The organism is Streptomyces agglomeratus (assembly GCF_001746415.1).
In the GTDB taxonomy this organism is placed as follows: domain Bacteria; phylum Actinomycetota; class Actinomycetes; order Streptomycetales; family Streptomycetaceae; genus Streptomyces; species Streptomyces agglomeratus.
The window spans coordinates 512,466-531,699 of sequence record NZ_MEHJ01000001.1 but is presented as its reverse complement, the minus strand read 5'-3'; the positions used below and the strand labels follow the sequence as shown (position 1 = coordinate 531,699).

The 19,234-nt window shown below is 66.7% G+C and carries 10 protein-coding genes and 7 pseudogenes; 8 read left to right on the top strand and 9 right to left on the bottom strand.

The window, feature by feature from the left end; genetic code table 11:
• Positions 1-257 precede the first annotated feature (257 nt).
• From AS594_RS02070 to AS594_RS02060, 3 genes are all read right to left on the bottom strand, one after another.
• On the bottom strand, positions 258-1,688 hold the full coding sequence (locus AS594_RS02070; RefSeq protein ID WP_069934930.1) for an endo-1,4-beta-xylanase: 1,431 nt from the start codon (positions 1,686-1,688) through the stop codon (positions 258-260).
• Between the two features lie 230 nt (positions 1,689-1,918).
• A complete protein-coding gene (locus AS594_RS02065) occupies positions 1,919-2,347 on the bottom strand; it encodes a VOC family protein (RefSeq protein ID WP_069933574.1) in 429 nt (142 codons plus the stop codon).
• A gap of 481 nt (positions 2,348-2,828) precedes the next feature.
• The gene (locus tag AS594_RS02060) at positions 2,829-3,560 is read right to left on the bottom strand and encodes a carbon-nitrogen hydrolase family protein (protein ID WP_069933575.1); all 732 of its coding nucleotides are present in this window, start codon (positions 3,558-3,560) and stop codon (positions 2,829-2,831) included.
• Between the two features lie 309 nt (positions 3,561-3,869).
• On the opposite strand from AS594_RS02060, the gene bla reads away from it, so the two are divergent.
• From bla to AS594_RS02050, 3 genes and pseudogenes are all read left to right on the top strand, one after another.
• On the top strand, positions 3,870-4,787 hold the full coding sequence (gene bla / locus AS594_RS02055; protein ID WP_069933576.1) for a class A beta-lactamase: 918 nt from the start codon (positions 3,870-3,872) through the stop codon (positions 4,785-4,787).
• A 327-nt stretch (positions 4,788-5,114) separates the two neighbouring features.
• Positions 5,115-5,434 (top strand): annotated as a pseudogene (locus AS594_RS45900) (alpha/beta fold hydrolase); the annotation flags it as partial.
• A 73-nt stretch (positions 5,435-5,507) separates the two neighbouring features.
• Positions 5,508-5,807: pseudogene (locus AS594_RS02050) on the top strand (transposase); the annotation flags it as partial.
• A gap of 156 nt (positions 5,808-5,963) precedes the next feature.
• Here AS594_RS02050 and AS594_RS02045 read toward each other — a convergent pair.
• Positions 5,964-7,220: an IS110 family RNA-guided transposase gene (locus AS594_RS02045; protein ID WP_069934011.1), complete on the bottom strand. Its 1,257-nt coding sequence runs from the start codon at positions 7,218-7,220 to the stop codon at positions 5,964-5,966.
• Positions 7,221-7,751: 531 nt separating this feature from the next.
• On the opposite strand from AS594_RS02045, the gene AS594_RS02040 reads away from it, so the two are divergent.
• The gene (locus AS594_RS02040) at positions 7,752-8,861 is read left to right on the top strand and encodes an IS110 family RNA-guided transposase (RefSeq protein WP_079148343.1); all 1,110 of its coding nucleotides are present in this window, start codon (positions 7,752-7,754) and stop codon (positions 8,859-8,861) included.
• A gap of 277 nt (positions 8,862-9,138) precedes the next feature.
• Positions 9,139-9,506, top strand: a pseudogene (locus AS594_RS45895) (transposase); the annotation flags it as partial.
• 19 nt (positions 9,507-9,525) lie between these two features.
• Here AS594_RS45895 and AS594_RS02035 read toward each other — a convergent pair.
• Positions 9,526-11,174: pseudogene (locus AS594_RS02035) on the bottom strand (ISAzo13 family transposase).
• 56 nt (positions 11,175-11,230) lie between these two features.
• Between AS594_RS02035 and AS594_RS02030 the strand changes: the two are divergent.
• The 3 pseudogenes from AS594_RS02030 to AS594_RS02020 form a co-directional block, all read left to right on the top strand.
• Positions 11,231-12,091 (top strand): annotated as a pseudogene (locus AS594_RS02030) (IS701 family transposase); the annotation flags it as partial.
• A 334-nt stretch (positions 12,092-12,425) separates the two neighbouring features.
• Positions 12,426-13,653 (top strand): annotated as a pseudogene (locus AS594_RS02025) (IS701 family transposase).
• 546 nt (positions 13,654-14,199) lie between these two features.
• Positions 14,200-14,750 (top strand): annotated as a pseudogene (locus AS594_RS02020) (P-loop nucleotide/nucleoside kinase family protein).
• A 294-nt stretch (positions 14,751-15,044) separates the two neighbouring features.
• On the opposite strand, the gene AS594_RS42740 reads toward AS594_RS02020, so the two are convergent.
• The 4 genes from AS594_RS42740 to AS594_RS42735 all read right to left on the bottom strand — a co-directional run bounded on the left by AS594_RS42740 (position 15,045) and on the right by AS594_RS42735 (position 18,525).
• On the bottom strand, positions 15,045-16,619 hold the full coding sequence (locus tag AS594_RS42740) for a hypothetical protein (protein ID WP_107357999.1): 1,575 nt from the start codon (positions 16,617-16,619) through the stop codon (positions 15,045-15,047).
• A gap of 264 nt (positions 16,620-16,883) precedes the next feature.
• Positions 16,884-17,138 carry a hypothetical protein gene (locus AS594_RS43800; RefSeq protein ID WP_141746880.1) on the bottom strand — a complete coding sequence of 85 codons (255 nt, stop codon included), beginning with the start codon at positions 17,136-17,138 and terminating at the stop codon, positions 16,884-16,886.
• A gap of 263 nt (positions 17,139-17,401) precedes the next feature.
• Positions 17,402-18,178 carry a hypothetical protein gene (locus AS594_RS02010; RefSeq protein ID WP_069933582.1) on the bottom strand — a complete coding sequence of 259 codons (777 nt, stop codon included), beginning with the start codon at positions 18,176-18,178 and terminating at the stop codon, positions 17,402-17,404.
• Positions 18,166-18,525: a hypothetical protein gene (locus AS594_RS42735; RefSeq protein WP_107358000.1), complete on the bottom strand. Its 360-nt coding sequence runs from the start codon at positions 18,523-18,525 to the stop codon at positions 18,166-18,168. Before AS594_RS42735 ends, AS594_RS02010 begins: the two co-directional genes overlap by 13 nt.
• Between the last annotated feature and the right edge of the window lie 709 nt (positions 18,526-19,234).

The following is a 19,234-nucleotide window of genomic DNA, read 5'->3' as shown; positions in this document are numbered from 1 at the left end:
CGGGCGCCGGCTCCGTGCCGAGGAACAGCGCCAGGCCGAGCTCGCTGCTCGCCGTCCTCCTCCGCCGCTTCCGGACTGGGTGATCCGGCTGGGCATTGGCGAGGGGCGGCCGTCCATGGCGGTACACGCAGGGGGTTGCGGTCTCGCCGACGGGCGAATGGACGTCCAGCCCCTTGCCGCGGTGCAGATTGACCAGGATGTACCAGGTTTGGTGGCCGTCGTCGCCGCCTCGGCGGGCACCGGCTCGCCGTGTCAGGTCAGGTGCGGGTCCAGCGTTGGTTGCTGCCGTTCGAGCAGGAGTAGAGCTGGATCAGGGTGCCGTTGGAAGTGCCGTTGGCGGCGGCGTCGAGGCAGAGGCCGGACTGGACGCCGACGATGGATCCGTCGCCGTTGAGGCGCCACTTCTGGTTGTCGCCGCCCCAGCAGCTGTAGATCTGGACTTTGGTGCCGTTGCCGGTGCCGACGGCGTCCAGGCATTTGTTGCCGTAGACCCTGAGCTCGCCTGCGGCGGTGTAGGTCCACTGCTGGTTTGTGCGGTTGTTGCAGTCCCACAGGTTGACCTGGGTGCCGTCGGTGGTACTGGCGCCGGGCACGTCCAGGCAGCGTCCTGAACCGACGCCCTTGATCTGTCCAGAACCGGGCGAGGGGGTAGGCGAGGCGGCGTTGAGTGCGTTGAGGACAGAGGTGTAGGCGGCCTTCTTGCTGCCGTCGCCGTTGAACAGCAGCGGCGAGTGCTCCGGTCGCCAGGAGTCGGTGTCGCGTACACCCCAGACGGTGATGCCGAGGCAGCGCGGGACGGCCAGGCAGTCGCTGGTCACGTCGGCGTAGGTCGTGGCCGAGGCGCCCTGGATGTCGAGTTCGGTGACGGCCACATCGACGCCGAGCGCGGCGAAGCTCTGAAGCGTGGTGCGGAAGTTGCTGTTGTAGGGGCTGCCGCTGTTGAAGTGCGCCTGGAAGCCGACGCAGTCGATCGGCACGCCGCGCTGCTTGAAGTCTCGGACCATGGCGTACATGGCCTGGGTCTTGGCCCAGGTCCAGTTCTCGACGTTGTAGTCGTTGTAGCAGAGCTTGGCGGCCGGATCGGCGGCACGCGCGGTACGGAAGGCGACCTCGATCCAGTCGTTGCCGGAGCGCTGCAGGTTGGAGTCGCGCCGGGCTCCCGAGGTGCCGTCGGCGAAGGCCTCGTTCACGACGTCCCACTGGGTGATCTTGCCCTTGTAGTGGCCCATCACGCCGTTGATGTGGTTGGTCATCGCCTGGCGCAACGCGCCGCCGCTGAGGTTCTGCATCCAGCCGGGCTGCTGGGAGTGCCAGGCCAGGGTGTGGCCGCGCACCTGCTTGCCGTTCTGCACCGCCCAGTTGTATACGCGGTCACCCGCGGTGAAGTTGAACTGGCCCTGCTGGGGTTCGGTGGCGTCGATCTTCATCTCGTTCTCGGCCGTCACCGAGTTGAACTGGCGGCCCGCGATCGTCGTGTACGTCGAGTCGTTGAGCCGGCCCGAGGCGATGGCTGTCCCGAAGTAGCGGCCGCTCTGCGCCGCCGCGCGGCCGAGCGTGCTCTCGGCAGCGTGTGAGGTCAGCGGTGCCACCAGCGCGGCGGTCGAACCGAGGACGCCGACCACCAGGGCCGTACACAAGCCTCTGATCTTCCGGCGGACGGCGGTGGGGGGAATGGAATTTAAGTGCATGACTGAACCTCCAGGACAGAAATCACGGAAGGATTCGACGCGGCAGAATGAATCCGCGTCAGCGGCGCCCGCGTCCATATGGAGATCATCTGCCGGGACCGGGCGGGCGTCCACGCCGAGGGTGCCCGGGGCGGATGCACCACCTCGCCCGCACGGGACAACGCCCGTCCCGTACGAGACCGGAGAGATCCAAGGGAAGCGGCTCCCCACCTCTCCGGCTCGGAGAATGCTCAGTCGATACAGAACTCGTTGCCCTCGATGTCCAGCATCGGAATGCACGAATCATTGCCGTCATACAGCGTTCGCACGTGTACCGCGCCGAGCGGCAGCAGTCGTGCACATTCGGCCTCAAGTGCGGCGAGGCGCTCTTCGCCCACGAGTCCGGTGCCGACCCGCACATCAAGATGCAGCCGGTTCTTGGCGGCCTTTCCTTCGGGGACGCGCTGAAAGTACAGTCGTGGGCCCACACCTGAGGGATCCATGCAGGCGAACCATGAATCCCGCTCCTCAGGAAGCTGCGAACGCTTGAAGTCGTCCCACGTGGCAAAGCCCTCCGGTGGCGGCGGTACGACATACCCCAACACCTCGCACCAGAAACGAGCGAGGCGCTCAGGCTCCGCGCAGTCAAAGGTGACTTGGAAGTGCTTGATCGTTGACATCGGCGCACCATACCAGCGAGACTCTGCCCCTCGTCTCCCCAGGTGAAATTGCCCGCAACTCCGGCGCGTTTGCGGGCCCTTGGAAACGAAGTGTTCCAACCGCACAGCCCACGAGCACTACTCGACCCTGGCGGCGGAGCCAACGGTGGTGCCCACGATCCAGTCCTGACCAACCACACTCACGCGCGAGATCAACTACGGGACAATCCTTGGCCGTGGGCGTCCCTTCCCTGGACTTCGAGAACAGAGAGTCATGGCGGTGTCCGGCCGGCTGGGGTGCTGAGCGCTCCGCGGCGGTGAGGAAGGCGCTGCTGTGTCGGGCCTGAGCCTCTCCAGGTGCTCGCCGGGGATGTTGGCGGTTTCACCACCGTGGTCCGGGTGAACACCTGCACACCGGCTGAAGCGTGGTGAGCCCTGGTACGAGTCGGCGTCGATGCCCCTCTGTGGGGGGCCGTCACCGCTGCGGTGCTTCTGGTCTGGCTCAGCTGCTGATCCAGGCTGTGCTCCAGCCGACCTCGGCGATGACGACCATGGGCGTCTCGGCGTCGGCTTGGGCGAGCAAGGCACCGCCCGGGGCCCACAGCGCGGAGCGGCCGCAACCGGTCCAGGCGCCGGCCGGGCCGACATGGTTGGCCACGACGACGTGCATGTTGCAGTCCTTGGCGATGCCCGGATACACCGCCGCCAGCTCTTCCGCCCCGCCACCCGTGCCGTACAGCGAGCTGGCCAGATGTACCTGGCACCCGTCGGCGGCTCCACGGGATACCAACTCGGAGAAGTGGTTGTCGAAGCATGTGGCAAGAGCGAAACGCAGCCCTCCGAACTCAAATCGGCCGTCGTGCCGCCCTGCTACGAAGACGTCCTGCTCATGCTTGAACAGGTGTTGCTTGCGGTACGAGGTGATCAGTTCGCCGTCGGGCGCGAAGACCAGCGTCTCCACGGCAGGCCGCTCCCCGCCGGTGTCTGTAGCACAGTTGACGACGCTGGCGACACCGGACGACCGGACCGAGTCCAGGCGTGGGTCGTCCGCCTGCACCCAAAGATCACGGCGGGCAAGCAGGGCTTCGAGCTCGTACCCGGTCAAGGCCAGCTCAGGGAACACCACAAGCTCGGCCCCCTGCCCGCGCGCCGCGGCCGCGAGGTCAGCCATCTGTCGCACGTTGGCTGAAATATCAACAGGGGCACACGTGAACTGAGCTGTCGCAATCTTCATTGATCTCAGGATGCCATCTCGCCTCGAGGGGCACTGTCGCCCCCCTGATCGAAGCGCCGGCCTCTGTCCAGGCAGGCCCGGATTGAGGCAACTGGCCGTCGGCAGCATCGCAGTGGCGGCCACGGTCTCCAGGCGCGGATGGTGTAGTGGCCGGGGCCGAGGACGCTGCGGGCTGAGAGCTGTTCCGTCCGGGCGAGTGGTCCATAAATGATGCCCGACAGTGGGGAAGTGGAACCAATCGTGCCATAGCGGCGTATTACTGGGTGGTGACCAGGCCGTGCACGTCACGCCGCGCAACACAAGGAGAATATGATCTTGAAGAGTACAGGTGCACAGCCATCTCGCCGCTCTGTGCTTACGTTCGGCGCCGGTACAGCGCTGGCAGCCGCCACGTCCAACGGGACGGCTCACGCGTTGACGCCCGCAGGAGACCGGATCTCCCGTCGTCTGCGCGATCTGGAGCGTGAACACTCAGCGCGGCTTGGGGTGTACGCCCGCAACATGGTCACAGGCAAGACCGTCGCCCACGGGGCCCACGAGCGCTTCCCTATGTGCTCGACGTTCAAGACGATCGCCGTCGCGGCGGTACTGCGGGACCTTGACCACGACGGCACGTTTCTCGCCAAGCGCATCCACTACACCGCCGAGTACGCCAAAGCCTCCGGCTACGACAAGATCACTGGCCAGAAGCAGAACGTCACCAACGGCATGACCGTCGAGGAACTCTGCGGCGCCGCCATTTCCTACAGCGACAACGCCGCTGCCAACCTGCTGCTCAACGAGCTGCGAGGACCCACCGCCGTCACCCGCTTCTGTCGCTCGATCGGAGACGGCACGACCCGGCTCGACCGGTGGGAGCCGGAGCTGAACTCCGCGGAGCCGGGCCGGATCACCGACACCACCACCCCCCGCGCCATCGGACGGACCTACGCGCGGCTCGTCCTCGGCAACGCGCTCGCCCCGGCAGACCGCAAGCGGCTGACCGGCTGGCTGCTGGCAAATACCACCAGCGACGAGAAGTTCCGTGCTGGCTTCAAGGGCTGGACCGTCGCGGACAAGACCGGCTCCGGCAGCTACGGCACCACCAACGACGTCGGCGTCGTCTGGACCCCGAAGGGGTCACCGATCATCGTCTCCGTCCTCACAACCAAGCACGAGGCCGATGCGGCAGCAGACGGGGCGCTCGTTCGCAGAGCCGCTGAACTCCTCGCGCCGGGTCTCGCCTGACGGTCTGAACGCAACCACGCCCCGCAGGGCAGCACTTCCCAAAGCTCTGCGGGACACCGCCACGTTCCTTGCGTCCGAAGAGGCCGTGCGGTGCCACCGTGTGGCGATTCGGCCGACGTGTCCATTGCGCACCCCTTTCGCGGATTGCGTAGTCCAGCCGGCTGAGGGCCGTGTCCGGACAGCGCGCGGATCGCCCAGGATAGGTATGAATCACAAGCACAGCTGCGAGGAACAGCATCTGTGAGTGATTAGCCGGCCGAGACATTCCGCGGCACGCCGGGCGAGGTCCGCCGGGAAAGCCTCGGACGGCCCGCCCAGGATCCTGTCGTGCTGCTGCACGCCACGCCTTTCTCCTCGTATGTCTGGAGTGCTGTCGCCCGCTCGCTCGCCCGCAGGCGCCAGGTGTGCGTGTGGGACATGCCCGGTTACCGGGGCATCGGAGATGTCCGCCGGCCAGGATGTCTCCCCTGGCTGCGCAGGGCAGTGTCTTCGCCGAACTCCTGGCGCACCGGGGAGTGGAGGAACTCCTCTCGGTCGCGCACGAGTTCGGCGGGTCCGTCTCACTGCGGGCGCATCTGTTGCATGGCGCCCGCTATCGCGCACTCGCTCTGGTCGACGCGGTAGCGCTTGAGCCGTGGGGATCCCCGCTCACACCGTCACGAACGAGAGGGCAATCGTCGATGGGTGTGGCTCGTCTTGAGTGACGGCACCTGATCCATGTGGCTCCCCGTCCTGAAGAAGGTACGGGTACGCGGGCCCGTCGGCCGACCCCGCATCCGGCCGGACGCGGTCGCCGGGGACAAGGCGTACTCGTCCCGCGGAAACCGCGCCCACCTGCGCAAACGCCGTATCAAGGCGGTCATCCCGGAGAAGAAGGACCAGGCCGCCAACCGGAAGAACAAGGGCTCCAGAGGTGGCCGACCCGTCAGCCACGACGCCGATCTCTACAAGGAGCGGAACACCGTCGAACGCCTGATCAACAAGCTCAAAGCATGGCGAGGCATCGCCACCCGATACGACTGTGAGGATGTTCAGGTGCCGCTCCGGGCGGTGGCCTGACTCGCGATACAACTGGCACTGGTGCCTTGGGCTTGATCTGTCGGCCACTGCTCGGGGCGATACTCGCTGCCGCCGGGCAGGGGGCGTGTCCCGATAGACATCTCGGATCCGAAGAAGTCAAGCAGCAGCTGCCAATGATGAGCGCGACGGCGGAGCGAAGGCACGTTCTTCGTCGAAGAGAACGCGCTTCTGGAGGCAGTGGAACAGCTGTCCGAGCAGGCGGTTGAACAGGTGCCGCTGAGCTTGTGCGTGCCAGTCGCCGAGGTCGCGCCGGTGGCGGTAGTGGGCCTGTGCTCCAGGCGATGAGCGCAGGGAGGAGAAGGCCCATAGGTAGCCGGCGTGGTGGAGTCGGTTGTTCTTGACCATGCGGCGCCCGACGTAGTGCTTCTTGCCGGAGGCGCGGGTGATTGGTGCGGAGCCGGCGTATGCCTTCAGGCCGCGGGCGTCGGCGAAGCGGTTGCGGTCGTCGCCGGTCTCGGCGAGAACACGTGCCGCGAGCTGGACGCCGAGGCCCGGGAAGCTCAGGAGTATCTCGGCGTCGGGATGCGCGCGAAAGTGGGCATCCACTGCTTCTGCGAGGTCGTCACTGGCTTGGCAGGCTGCCTCGAACTGCTTCAGCAGAGCGAGGAGTTGCCTGCCGAAGGCGTTCTCGACAACCGCGGGTTGGCGAGCATACTCGGCCCGCAGGACACCGCGCAGGCGGTCAGCCTCCTCCTCAACGCCGCGGACGCGGCCGGCGCGCCTGAGGGCGGAGCGCAACTGGCTCAGAGACAGCCGCGAGCCCTCCGCCGGCGTGGGTGCCTTGGCGAGGATGACGCGCGCCTCCTCGCGGGCCAGCCCGCCCTGCTTGGCCAGGAAGGCATCCAAAGCGGCGGGGTAGTACTCGCGCAGCAGGGAGCGGATCTGGTTGCCGATCTGCTGGCGATTCCAGACGGCGTCCTGCTGAGCCCGGGCCAGCACGGCGATGGCCTGAGCTTGCTCGGAGTCCGCAGGCAGCGGCCGGTGCACGGCCATGTCGGTGCGGAGGATGTTCGCCAGCACGAGGGCGTCGCCCGGGTCGGACTTCTTGCGGGACACACCGTGGCGGTCGCGATAGCGGGAGGCGGCGAGCGGGTTGATCGAGAAGACCTTGCGGCTGCCGGTCCGAAGGGCTGCCACGAGCAGGCCTCGACTGGTCTCGATGGCCACCGGTATTGGCGACTCGGGGCTGTCACCATGCTCGGCCAGGAGCTCCAGCAGCATCCGGTAGCCCGCAGCGTCATCGCTGATCCGCCGCTTGGCCAATAGCTCGCCGGACTCGTCGACCAGCGCGATGTCGTGATGCCTCTCTGCCCAGTCGATTCCGCAGAACACAGTCACACGTTCTCCCATCATCGAGTTGTTTTCCCAGGTCATGAGCTCATGCGGGTCACGCGGCGTCCTAATCCCAGGACTCGATCGGTCCGCCATCTCGGTAGCCGTTCGCGGACACCAGCGCACCCCAGGGGCCTCTGCCTGCGCCAGAGCTCGCGGCTCGCGGAGGTGGACAGGAGGTCGCCCTGCGGCGGGCTCGCGCCACGACGACAACGAACGACATGCGGTGGTGGGTTTCACGGGACGTGGAGACGCCGGAAACCGCGCCGCTCTCTCGTGAGGCCTTACGGCCGGGGAGATTCCCAGACGTCTGCCCGGCGTCCGCATGCCCCGTGAAACCCACCACCGTGACAGCGCCGCTCTATCGGGAGGCCTCAGGGGCCCGGGGCCTTGCAGGCGTCCGTCACCAGGCAGTCCAGAGCCCAAATGCGGCCCTCTGGAACCACCTTCACTACGGATTAGGGGCCTTCGCGACAGGCACCGTCACAGTCTTGACCGCCCCCGGTCCGGCGACGGCCACCGGTTCCCGAGGCGATCAGGAGGCAGGCGACCTTGACCAGCATCACGCAGTCCACCGTCCCATGTCACGTCCCGACGGACGCGGAGGACGTCCTGCTCGCCGTGGACACTCACAAGGACGTCCACGCCGCAGCCGTCATCACCATGCTCGGTGCCGCCCTGGACGGCCGCAGCTTCCCCGCGACCGCCGACGGCTATCGACAACTCCTCCACTGGGCCCGATCATTCGGCGTGCTGCGGCGGGCCGGCGTGGAGTGCACCGGCTCTTACGGAGCCGCCCTGACCCGTCACCTGCGAGCCGAGGGCATCGAGGTGACCGAGGTGAACCAGCCTGACAAGGCCGTCCGACGCCGTCACGGCAAGACCGACGCCATCGACGCCGAGGCCGCAGCCCGCGCCGTGCTGACGGGACGCGCCACCGCCGCGGTGAAGACCGGCGACGGACCAGTCGAGATGCTCCGGCTGTTCAAGCTGGCGAAGGGGTCCGCGATCAAGTCCAGAACCCAGGCGATCAACCAGCTCAAGAGCGTCCTGGTCTCAGCTGACTCCGCCCTGCGCGAGTCGCTGGCCGGGCTGAGTAACCCGCACCTGTTCAGGCGGTGCGCTGACCTCGACCCCCAGGACGCGAGCGGGCCGGCCGGGGCCGCCCGTCACACCTTGAGGCTGTTGGCCCGCCGTATTCGGCACCTGACCGAGGAGATCGACGATCTCAACAAGCAGATAGCCGAGGCCGTCGAAGCCAGCACGCCGGGCCTGCTGGAAGTTTGTGGCGTTGGCCCGGACAGCGCCGCTGCCCTGCTCATCTCAGCCGGCGACAACCCTGAGCGACTGGTCAGCGAGGCATCCTTCGCGGCCTTATGCGGCACCAGCCCGGTCGAGGCTTCCTCTGGAAAGACACAGCGCCGCAGACTGAACCGTGGCGGCGACCGTCAAGCGAACGCCGCCCTCTACCGGATCGTCCTCAGCCGTCTACGCTGGGACGACCGGACTCGCGACTACCTGCAACGACGTCTGACCGAGGGCAAGACGCGACGCGAGATCATCCGCTGCCTCAAGCGCTACGTCGCACGAGAGATCTACCGACACCTCGTCCCAGCGAATCGGCCGGCTGACCAGACAGGACCCGCCGGAGTCGCTGCTTGACATCCATAGGGGCATCAAGACTCCCGACAGCTACCTCGCCGGTCTCCACCTGCGCGCCTCGATGATCTGGATCAAGGACCTCACCAGGACCACCCGATGATCACGACTCGATACGCGCCCTAGTACTCCAGCCGGACTTCTTCATTAGCGCTGGTCAACGGCTTGGGCGTGGAGAGTGTAGCGGGCTGGAATGGGGGTGGGGCGGTCTTTGCCTGGCCGTCCCACGAACGTGTGGCCGCGGTGCTTGTAGGGGCAACGTTCCGGGCAGTCCGCCCGCATGAACGATGCACCAACGAGCTTGTGGGAAGAGGGACTTGGCGAACTGCTCTTGCGAATCGGGGCCGTTTCGCCCGAGTGGAGCCCCGGCGCCGGATGCGGGACTACGTCCGTGGGCTCCTTGGCCCTGTGGGCCGCAAGAACGGCTGGCAGCTCGCCGAATACGTTGGCCACGCCACCCCCGACGGGCTGCAGCACCTCCTGTCCCGGAGCCGCTGGGAGGCCGACGAGGTCCGCGATGACCTGCACGCCTACGTCGCCGAGCACCTCGGCGCGGACAACAGCGTGCTGATCATCGACGACACCGGCTTCGTGAAGAAGGGCACCACCTCCGCCGGTGTCCAGCGCCAGTACTCCGGCACAGCTGGGGCCCGTATTTCAATAACTGTCAGGGACGGGTTTCCGCGGGTGCGGTTCGGGCGTGTAGCTGTTCCAATGTGCGGGCGGGCGATCCGGGTATCGGCGTGACGAGGATCCGGTGCAGGTCCAGGAGCCGTTTTGCGTCCTGGTACTGGATGGACAGGTTGGTGCGGTTGACGCCCAGTAGTTGGGCCAGGAACGTCATGGTCATCGCTCTGCGGCGGCGGAGGATGGCTGCCAGGAGCCGGTGGGTGTGGTCCACGCTGCTGGTCTGTGGGTGGCGGTAGCTGCGCGGGCGGTGGAAGCGTCGCTGGAATGCTGCCTCGGCCAAGGCGTCCCAGAAAGGCTCCGAGACCGCCACCAAGTACTCGAAGGCGGTTCGTGACATGCCGGTCAGGGCCGGATCGGTGAGCATCGCGGTCAGGGCCGGGTCGGTCCGGTGTGTCGTTGCCGACGCGTCTGGCGGTCGCGGTGGAACGGGAGACAGTGTGTAGTTCCAGTCACCGTGGAAGGTGTTGGGTGTGATCGGAAGGGCGTGGAACTCGGCGGGTGTGATGCTGATGCCGAGGTCGTAGCTGCCTGTGTCCAGTTCGGCCTCGATGGTCAGGCCGGTCTTGGTTGTTGTGGCGGCGATGGTCTCGAGGACGACCTGGTAGCTGGTCAGCGGCCGCCCCCGCCAGTTCGCGGTGATGTGACAGAACATCCGGTGCTCTATCTTGTTCCACTTCGAAGTCCCCGGCGGTAGGTGACAGACCGTGATCTCCAGTCCGCTCTCTCGTGCGAAGGTGGCAAGGTTGCTTTTCCAGGTCCAGCGGCGGGGGTCGTTGGAGCCGCCGGAGTCGGCGGTGATCAGGAACCTGCCGGCATTCGGGTGGTCTGCCCGTCCGCGGTGCTGCCACCAGCGTCGGATGGACTCCACCGCGAACTGGGCGGTGTCGTGGTCGGTACCGACGTTGACCCATCCGCTGTTGTTGGCAATGTCGTAGATCCCGTAGGGGATCGCCATGGGCTGGTCGTTGGTGGTGAACGTGTGGCAGTCCACCTTGATCGCGTTCTTGCCCGGCCGCCAGGGTCCCGGTTGCCGAGCCATTCCTTGGCCTTGGTGTCGACGCTGATCACCGGCTGGGCATCGTTGAGGAACGCGGCGGCGGTGGCATTCAGGTGGGAGAACTGGGCATCGCGGTCCGGATGGCTGATGCCCTCTGTTGTCTTCGCGGTTCCCTGCAGACTGTAGCCCAGGGTGTGCAGCAGGTGTCCGACGGTTGAAGCGCTGACCGGATGGCCCTGTGTGGTGAGGGTCGAGGCCAGGGCCCGTAACGACAGCGTGGTCCACCGCAACGGGGAGACGGGGTCGCCTCGGGTGTGCGGCTCGATCAACGACTCCAGCGCGGGCAGCAGACCAGGGTCGGCATCTGTCAGCCGCTTGCGGCCCGCACCTGGAGCCCGGACCCGCAGGGTCGGTGAGGAGCAACCGGCCAACTCGGCCATGCCTCGCGCGATGGTTGCAGTGCTGGTGCCGGAGGCGGCGGCGACCCGGACGATCCCGCCGCGGCCGAGGGCCGTCGCCTCACTGGCCAGGTACAACCGACGGCGGCGCTCATCGAAGTGCGGCAGGATCTGATCGAACTTGGCTCGCAGAGCACGAGCTGCAACGCGGCCTGACAGACACGGGGTCATATCTCAGACTCCCACCAACACCCCTCTGCCGAGCACTTATTGAAATACGGGCCCCTGGCCGCACCGAGAACTGCCAGATCGGCGTCTTCGCCGCCTACGCCACCTCCCGCGGCCACACTCTGGTCGACCGCGAGCTCTACCTGCCCAGGTCCTGGACCGACGACCGCGAACGCTGTCGGGCCGCCCGTGTCCCCGACGATCGTGTCTTCGCCACCAAGGGCGAACTGGCGAGGGCCATAATCCTGCGGGCCCTCGCCTCACCCCTGCCCATCGGTTGGGTCACCGCGGACTCCGCCTACGGCCAGGACTCCCACTTCCGCCGCTTCCTCGAAGACCATCAGGTTTCCTACGTCGTGGCCGTCCCGAAGTCCCAGCAGGTCCACGGCCCGCGCATCGACCACCTCATCGGCCAGGCCCCGCCCGAAGCCTGGCAGCGGCTGTCCGCAGGAAGCGGCGCGAAGGGCGAGCGTTTCTACGACTGGGCCGCAGCCCGCCTGCCGGCCGTGTGGGAGTTCGACGGCGACGAACTCACCCGGCAACGCTGGATGCTGGCCCGCCGCAGCATCGCCAAGCCCGACGAGATCGCCTACTACCTCGCCAGCGCACCCCTGGAAGCCACCGTCGCCGACCTCGTACGCATCGCCGGCTGTCGCTGGAAGGTCGAGGAATGCTTCCAGAGCGCGAAGAACGAATGCGGCCTGGACCAGTACGAAGTCCGCCGCTACGTAGGGTGGTACCGGCACATCACACTTGCCATGCTCGCGCATGCTTTCCTCGCCGTCCTGGCCAGCCAGGAACGAGAAAAGGGGGCACTGAGCGGGACACACCCGACCTCGTGGACCTCACACCGGCTGAGATTCGACGTCTGCTGGCAGTTGGACCCCGCCACCGTGCTCAGGACCGCGACCACGCGATGACGTGGTCCCACTGGCGTCGCCGCCACCAAGCACGCGCCCGCCACTGCCACTACAAACAGCGCGGCCACACGTTCGTGGGACGGCCAGGCAAAGACCGCCCCACCCCCATTCCAGCCCGCTACACTCTCCACGCCCAAGCCGTTGACCAGCGCTAATGAAGAAGTCCGGCTGGAGTACTAGTACTCCAGCCGTACTTCGGTATTTGGGCTGGTCAGCGGTCTGACGGCGGGGAGTGTAGCCGGGGCGTCGCAGGCGGGTGAGGGCTTTCGCCGGCATTTCCTTCGAAGGAGGGCCTTGCCGCATGTCTGTGGGCGTGTCCGAGTAGTTCTTCAGCGTGATCGATGAGGCTCCGGCAGGCGTATGGGATCGGGAACTCGAAGAACTCTTCTTGCGGGTCGGCGCCCGCTTCGCCCGCGTCGAGCCCCGGCGGCGGATGCGGGACTACGTGCGTGGCCTGCTCGGCCCGGTGGGCCGCAAGAACGGCTGGCAGCTGGCCGAATACGCAGGTCACGCGACGCCGGACGGATTACAGCATCTCCTGGCAAGGAGCCGCTGGAACGCCGACTCCGTCCGTGACGACCTCCAGCAGTACGTTGCCGACCAACTCGGTGCGGACGATGGAGTGTTGATCCTCGACGACACCGGTTTCGTCAAGAAGGGCGAGACCTCGGCAGGCGTGCAGCGCCAATATTCCGGCACCCAGGCCGCACCGAGAACTGCCAGATCGGAGTGTTTGCCGCCTACGCCACCGGCCGGGGGCACGCGCTGGTCGACCGCGAGCTCTACCAGCCCAAGTCCTGGACCGACGACCGGGACCGCTGCCGGGCCGCCCACGTTCCGGAGCATCGCGTCTTCGCCACCAAGGGAGACCTCGCCCGCGACATGATCCGCCGGGCCCACGACTCCCCGCTCCGCTTCAGCTGGGTCACCGCAGACGCCGCCTACGGACAGGACGGCCGCTTCCGCCGCTTCATCGAAGACCTCCAACTGCACTACGTCGTGGCGGTGCCCAAGTCTCAACAGGTCCACGGACCTCGCATCGAGGACCGCTTCCGCCGGGAAACACCGCCGGAAGCCTGGCAACGCCTGTCCGCCGGCCCCGGAGCGAAAGGCGAACGTGTCTACGACTGGGCAGGCGCCCTCCTGCCCGTCGTCTGGGAACGCGACGGCGACGAGCCCACCCGGCGACGGTGGATGCTCGCCCGCCGCAGCATCTCCAACCCCTCCGAGATCGCCTACTTCCTGGCCAGCGCCCCGCTCGATGCCACCCTCACCGACCTTGCCCGGATCGCCGGATGCCGCTGGAGGATCGAGGAGTGCTTCCAGAGCGCCAAGAACGAATGCGGCCTCGACGAGTACGAGGTCCGCCGCCACACCAGTTGGTACCGGCACATCACTCTCGCCATGCTCGCCCACGCCTTCCTCGCCGCCATGGCCGCTCTGGAACGTGAAAAGGGGCCGGGACGATGACACACCCGACCTCGTGGACCTCACACCGGCCGAGATCCGCCGTCTCCTGGCAACTGGCCCTCCACCCCGGGACCACTGCGATCACGCTGTGAACTGGTCACGGTGGAGGCGACGCCACCAGGCCCGTGCCCGGACCTGCCACTACGCGCGGCGCGGCTACCTGTTCGCCGGCACCAGATGGCGAAAGCCCTCACCCGCCTGCGACGCCCCGGCTAAACTCCCCGCCGTCAGACCGCTGACCAGCCCAAATACCGAAGTACGGCTGGAGTAGTCGAAGGCGTCTCCCGGTGATGCAGTCCGACCCGGTACAGACTCTGCACGTGCGCTCGCACGTTCGGCTCCTTCCGCACGGCGGTGCGCGGCCGCCTGGTGGCGGTTGAGGAGCGCAGGCAGGACCGAAGGGCGCACTCTGTAGGCGGGGGAGGGCCTACTGGCCGGCGCAGCTCAGGCGGATGCCGAAGTGCGGTCCAGCCGGATCGGGTGCCACGAATGCTGCTCGGCTCCGGTCATCAGGGCGACCAGGCTGTGAGGCGCGTCGTCGTCGATGGAGGAATTTGGCGTCACCCAAGCCGCGCGGCATGCTGATCCGACAGGCTGGGCCCGCGCGTGGGCACGGCAACTGGGCTGGGAGAATCACGTTGATCGTCTGGGTGAACGGTGCGTTCGGCAGCGGAAAGACCACGCTGGTGGACGAGTTGCGTCTGCCTGGCCCGAGGCGCTCGTCTATGACCCGGAGATGATCGGCTATGTCTTGCGGGAGATCGTGGAGGTGCCGACCGGGGATTTCCAGGATCTCAGACTGTGGCGGCGGGAGGTTGCCAGCTTGGCGGTGGGTCTGGTTGAGGAGTACCACCGCCCTGTTCTGGTCCCCATGACCCTGATCGACCCCGCGTATGCCGGTGAGATCTTCAGCGCGCTGAAGGACGCGGGCATCGACGTTCAACACTTCTTCCTCAAGGTCTCCCGAGAGGTCCTGGAGAAGCGGATCGACGGCCGGAGCTTCACCCCGGATAACCCCGAGCAGGACGAGCGGGTCCGGCGCTGGTGCAAGGGCAGGATCGAAGCGTGCATGACCGCGGCCGACGCTCTGCCCATTGGCACAGTGGTCCTGGACGGCGAGTTGTCCCCGCAGGAGTTGGCCGATCAGGTACTGGTCCGGGTTCGAGCCGGTAGGTCATCCGGCACCTGATCGGCGTGGTGCGGCGTTGCCGGAGTTCGGCTGCCTCGACGCCTCGAGGAAAGGAGTGTGGCCTCCAACCCCCTCAGTGGCCGCAGCGTCGACCTCGTCTCCGAGCCTTTGCCGCTTAAGACGCTTGTCCTCGCCGACGCCGGAGGCGGGTGATCTCCTCGGCCAGCTTCTGGCGTGCTTGCGCGCGCGGAGTGACCGCCGACCGGCGTCGATGTGGTCCACGGTGTTTCTGCGAGCCGGGATGGAGGCTGCGCAGCAGCGCCGTGACCAGCGCTTGTCAGTCCCAGCATTGCGTCAGCTGAGCCCGACTGGGTACAGGTCAGGGCCGACTACGTGCGGGCGAGGTGTGTGGTCGTGTTCGTCATGGTGGAAGTGACCTCCGTACCAGACAACGAGGTCCCGGCCGTCCACGGCTTCACCCCCGACGAAACCGTCGATGCGTGCCCTCGACAACGCGGGATCGGTGGTGAAGCCCTGGCCGTCATCGATCTCGGCGCCGCGACGGCGCACTACCCACAGATCACCGGCCCCGTATGCGTCAGCAGTACTGTCGTTCGGTCCAGGAACAATGTGATACCCCTGGTCAGTTGCGCGGTTGACCACTCGCCACTGGCGACGATGCAGCGAGTGGCGGTTGCGGCGGGTCTCGAAGCGCAGGCGTGTCCAGGCACCGTCCCCGATGGGGGGATCGTTGTACTCGTCGACGCGGTCGTCAGCTGCCCCGGCGATGTCGAAGTTCAACCGCCAATAGGCATGATGAGTATGAACCTGGCAGGTACATGGGTTGGTCACGCCGGCGAAGCCGAAGCGGGGACGGATCACACCGTCGTCCGCGAATCGCCAGTCGCTGATGTAGCGGTACCATCCGGCCGCGAGCTCGCTGACAATGCGCAGCTCAGACCCGTCGTGATGGAAGGCGACGCCATGGAAGCTTCCACTGTCGCTTCCATTGTCGAGGATTGTGGCCGGGGCGGTGCTGCACAACCGGTAACCAGGCCCGGCCGGTTCGCTGCCACTCGCAGTGAAGCACGCTTCCTGGTTCTGCCAGTCGCGATACGTAGGGCCGCACCCGACAGCTTCGCCGTCCGGCCCGTACTGGACGTTGAGGATCGGCAGATGAGCCTGGTAGAGCACACGAGTACCGCGGTAGTCCACGAACCGCAGCTCCGCTCCGGAGCCGTTGGTGCCGGAGGACTGGGCCGGGCGGCTGACGACCAAGTTCCACAGCTCGCTGGAACCGCGGCGGACCCGCACCCGGACCGAACGGTGTCCCGGCCCCCCTTCAGGGCAGTCGTCGACCCCCGGCGTGGTCTCGCATTCGTACGACGCGGGTACTGGAACTCCGACGGGCGAAGGAAGCACGATCCCGTCCCGCATCCGCACGCCAACGATGCGATGTTTCATTTCGCCACCCGGATCGCGCAACCCCACGGTGACGATACGGTCAGTCGTGCCATCGGCGTGCTCAATATCCGCCAGGGGTGGCATCGGCCGGTACGGATGAGCACCATCCCGGGCGAGTATCTGACTCAATTCGGGGTGAGCGCTCACTGCTTCAACAGCCTGAGCAAACTCCTCGGCACTCGGACGCGGCCGGAACCGCACTGAGCGTGCTTGCGCCTCGCCCAGCGCGGAAAGCCGCCCATTGACCAACACCGATCGGTAGGAGTCGGGGTCGTGGATCACAGCCTGGAAAGCCGCATCCTCCCCACCGTCCTTCTCCAGCAAACGGAAGTCTGCCATTCTTAGCCGCTCTCCGGGGAGCTGCTGGCGGACACCAGGCAGTCTTACCAGGTCGCCGGCCAGTGCCAGAGCGGCATCCGACTCGTTCTCGTATGGTTGGATATCGACGACTACTGCGTCATTCATAGAACTTCCATAGGCTCTCGGTTGTGCCGACGTTGTACCGCCGTCTTGCAATAGTGGTGGCGATATGGCGGAGCGGCAGGAGCAAGCCGTCGAGAGACGTGCAAGTCGGTAGGCGGTGCGTATCCGCTCCGGCTCGACTCACCCGGCGCTGGTTCCCGGGAAAAGGAGCGCGGCGCCAGGCCGGGCTCCTTTCACAGAGTCGAGCCACTCCGGCCGAAGATGGGTTACGTAGGTTTACCCTGGCCTCGGACAGTCGCTAGTCCGCTATATCACGTTGTGAGAGAAGAAACCGTGCGGGCAATTGTCGCATCTGCCGTCGCGGCCCTCTGACCATCCCTCACACCCGATGCAGGCCAGGCAGTTAAGTATGCCGGTTCCGCCCACTACGCCCGCGCTGTCCAGGCGAGACAAAGCCTTTCTGCGCACCTCATCCAGTTGATATTGCATCTTCTCCAGATCGTTTGCATTGTCCTTGAAGGCTTGCTTCTGCGCATCGGTCAAATCAGTGTTGAGGTCCACTGTCTTCCCTCGTTTCGCATCGAGAAGCCGTGCATCTATATCGATTGTCGCCCAAGCGGGAGACGGAGGCATCTGGAAACAACCACCCGATCACGGTCAACTATTGATTCGAAAAAACGGCGAAAAATCAACGATTCTGATTACGACTGCCGTCGACCTTGCCCCGCCCCAGTCGACCTGGCCGGGCGCCTTCGACGGGAATGCATCCCGGCATGGCGGGACATGCCGACCGTCGACCGCCGCCGGCCCCACCGGTTCCGCGCCTATCGCGTACGGACCCAGTAATGCTCTCCTGCCCTCAGCAGGTTCTCCAGCGTCTCGGGGTTGGCCCGGGCCAGGTCGCCGAGTGCCGCGTTCTCCTCGGCATGGGATTCGAGCCACGTGCGGAAGCCGGTCACCGCCGCGATGGACTCGGGAGTGGGGCCGCTCGCGGAGGCGAGTTGTTCCGGCGTGAGGAGAGGCAGTCCCGACCGGAGCCGTATCGCGCCCGGTACATCGAGACTGCGGTACCGGCTGGCCACCGTGTTCTCCTGGATCCCCAGCGTCCCGGTCACCGTGCACTCCCCGGACCGCAGGGCGGCCAGACGAGCGTCCCGGACGACGGCGAGAACTCCGTTGAGGTCGAAGTCGACTGTGACCGCCAGGTCGATCGTCCCCGCCCTCACGCCATCGATGATCAAGTCGACGCAGGGACGGTGGGTCGACGTGATGTGATGACTTGTCAGAGCGACGAGCTCCTCGCTGTCGGGGGCGTCGTGGGTGCGGCGAGCGGCTGCCGTGAGAGCCGAGTGTTTGCGCCAGCCCGCGCCCAGCAGGTCGAGCAGATCCATGGCGAGGAACCCGTTGACGACGGCGGCGATCTCACGCTCGACAGCGCGGCCTGCCGCACCTGGCATACGTCGGGCACCATTCGACAGCGTCTCGGCGACATGGCGCTCGTGCAGATGACCGGCGAGGGCGTCGATGGTACTCCCGCTCTCTTCCCCGAACAGGAGGGCCCGTACAGACATGGGTTCCGGGGGACTCGTCACGGTCGCCATTGATCGTCCTCCTCCTGGATGATCTGCTCGCCGGGGTCGCGGCGAGGCTCCAGCCGCACCGTGCGGTCCGGCGTATCCGAGTCGCGGATCTGGCGCACGCTGTCGAGGCCGGGACCGCTGCGCAGTACGGCGTGCACATGGCGGTGTACCCAGCGCGGACCCCGGTGACGGACACCGACGACGGCGGCCGTGGTGACCATCGCGGTGCCCAGCAGTACGAGGACGATCGGCAAGGCTCCGGACTCTTCGTCACCGTCCGGCGCCCGGTCTTCGGTGCCGGGGACGTCCGTGTCCGGGGCGTCGGTGTCGGATCCATCGGTGCCGGGAGGCTCGACCCCGGGTGGCACGGCCGGAGAGTCGGGTGTCGGCGGAGGCACTTCTGGTGGTACCGGTGGAGGTACTTCCGGACGCTCTTCCGGCGGGACCTCGGGAGGTACTTCTGGAGGAACTTCCGGCGATTGTTCGGGCGGAGGAGATTGTTCCGGAGGGGGCGGCTGCGGGGGAGGAGGGGGCTGCGGAGGAGGAGGATTCGGGGGATCTACGTTTCCCTCCCCTTCGCCCGAACACTCGGGGCACGAGGGACAACTGTCGCAGTAGTCACGATCAGGAGCGGATTGCCCGACAGCCCATGCTCCCGCGATTGCCACCCCCTGTACGGGCACCGTCCCGCACCTGCCCCTGCCCTGCGCCCCGGCCGCAGCGAGTGAAACCACAATGACGAGGAACGCCACGACCAGGAGGCGAACGGCTTGCCGACCTGGCACTGACATGGTCAATCCCTCGTCAACGACACTTGCCCGGCAAGGCTGGGAGAGCCATGCGGCGTGCTCGCTGGGCGCATTCCGCGCGGCTGACGAGCCCGGTGATGGTGCAACCGCCTCCATCCGGGCCACACAATTCCAGTCTGCGCCGACCGAACGCGGGCCGCACCTGGGGCTGGGAAGGCCGCGACGGGCGAGTAAGCGGGCGTCGTCCGGCGCAACGCCCAGCATGTGCAGGAGCATCTCCAGCAGGGCGGCGGGCGCCTTGTCGGCGTCGGGTCAGCCCTGATACCCG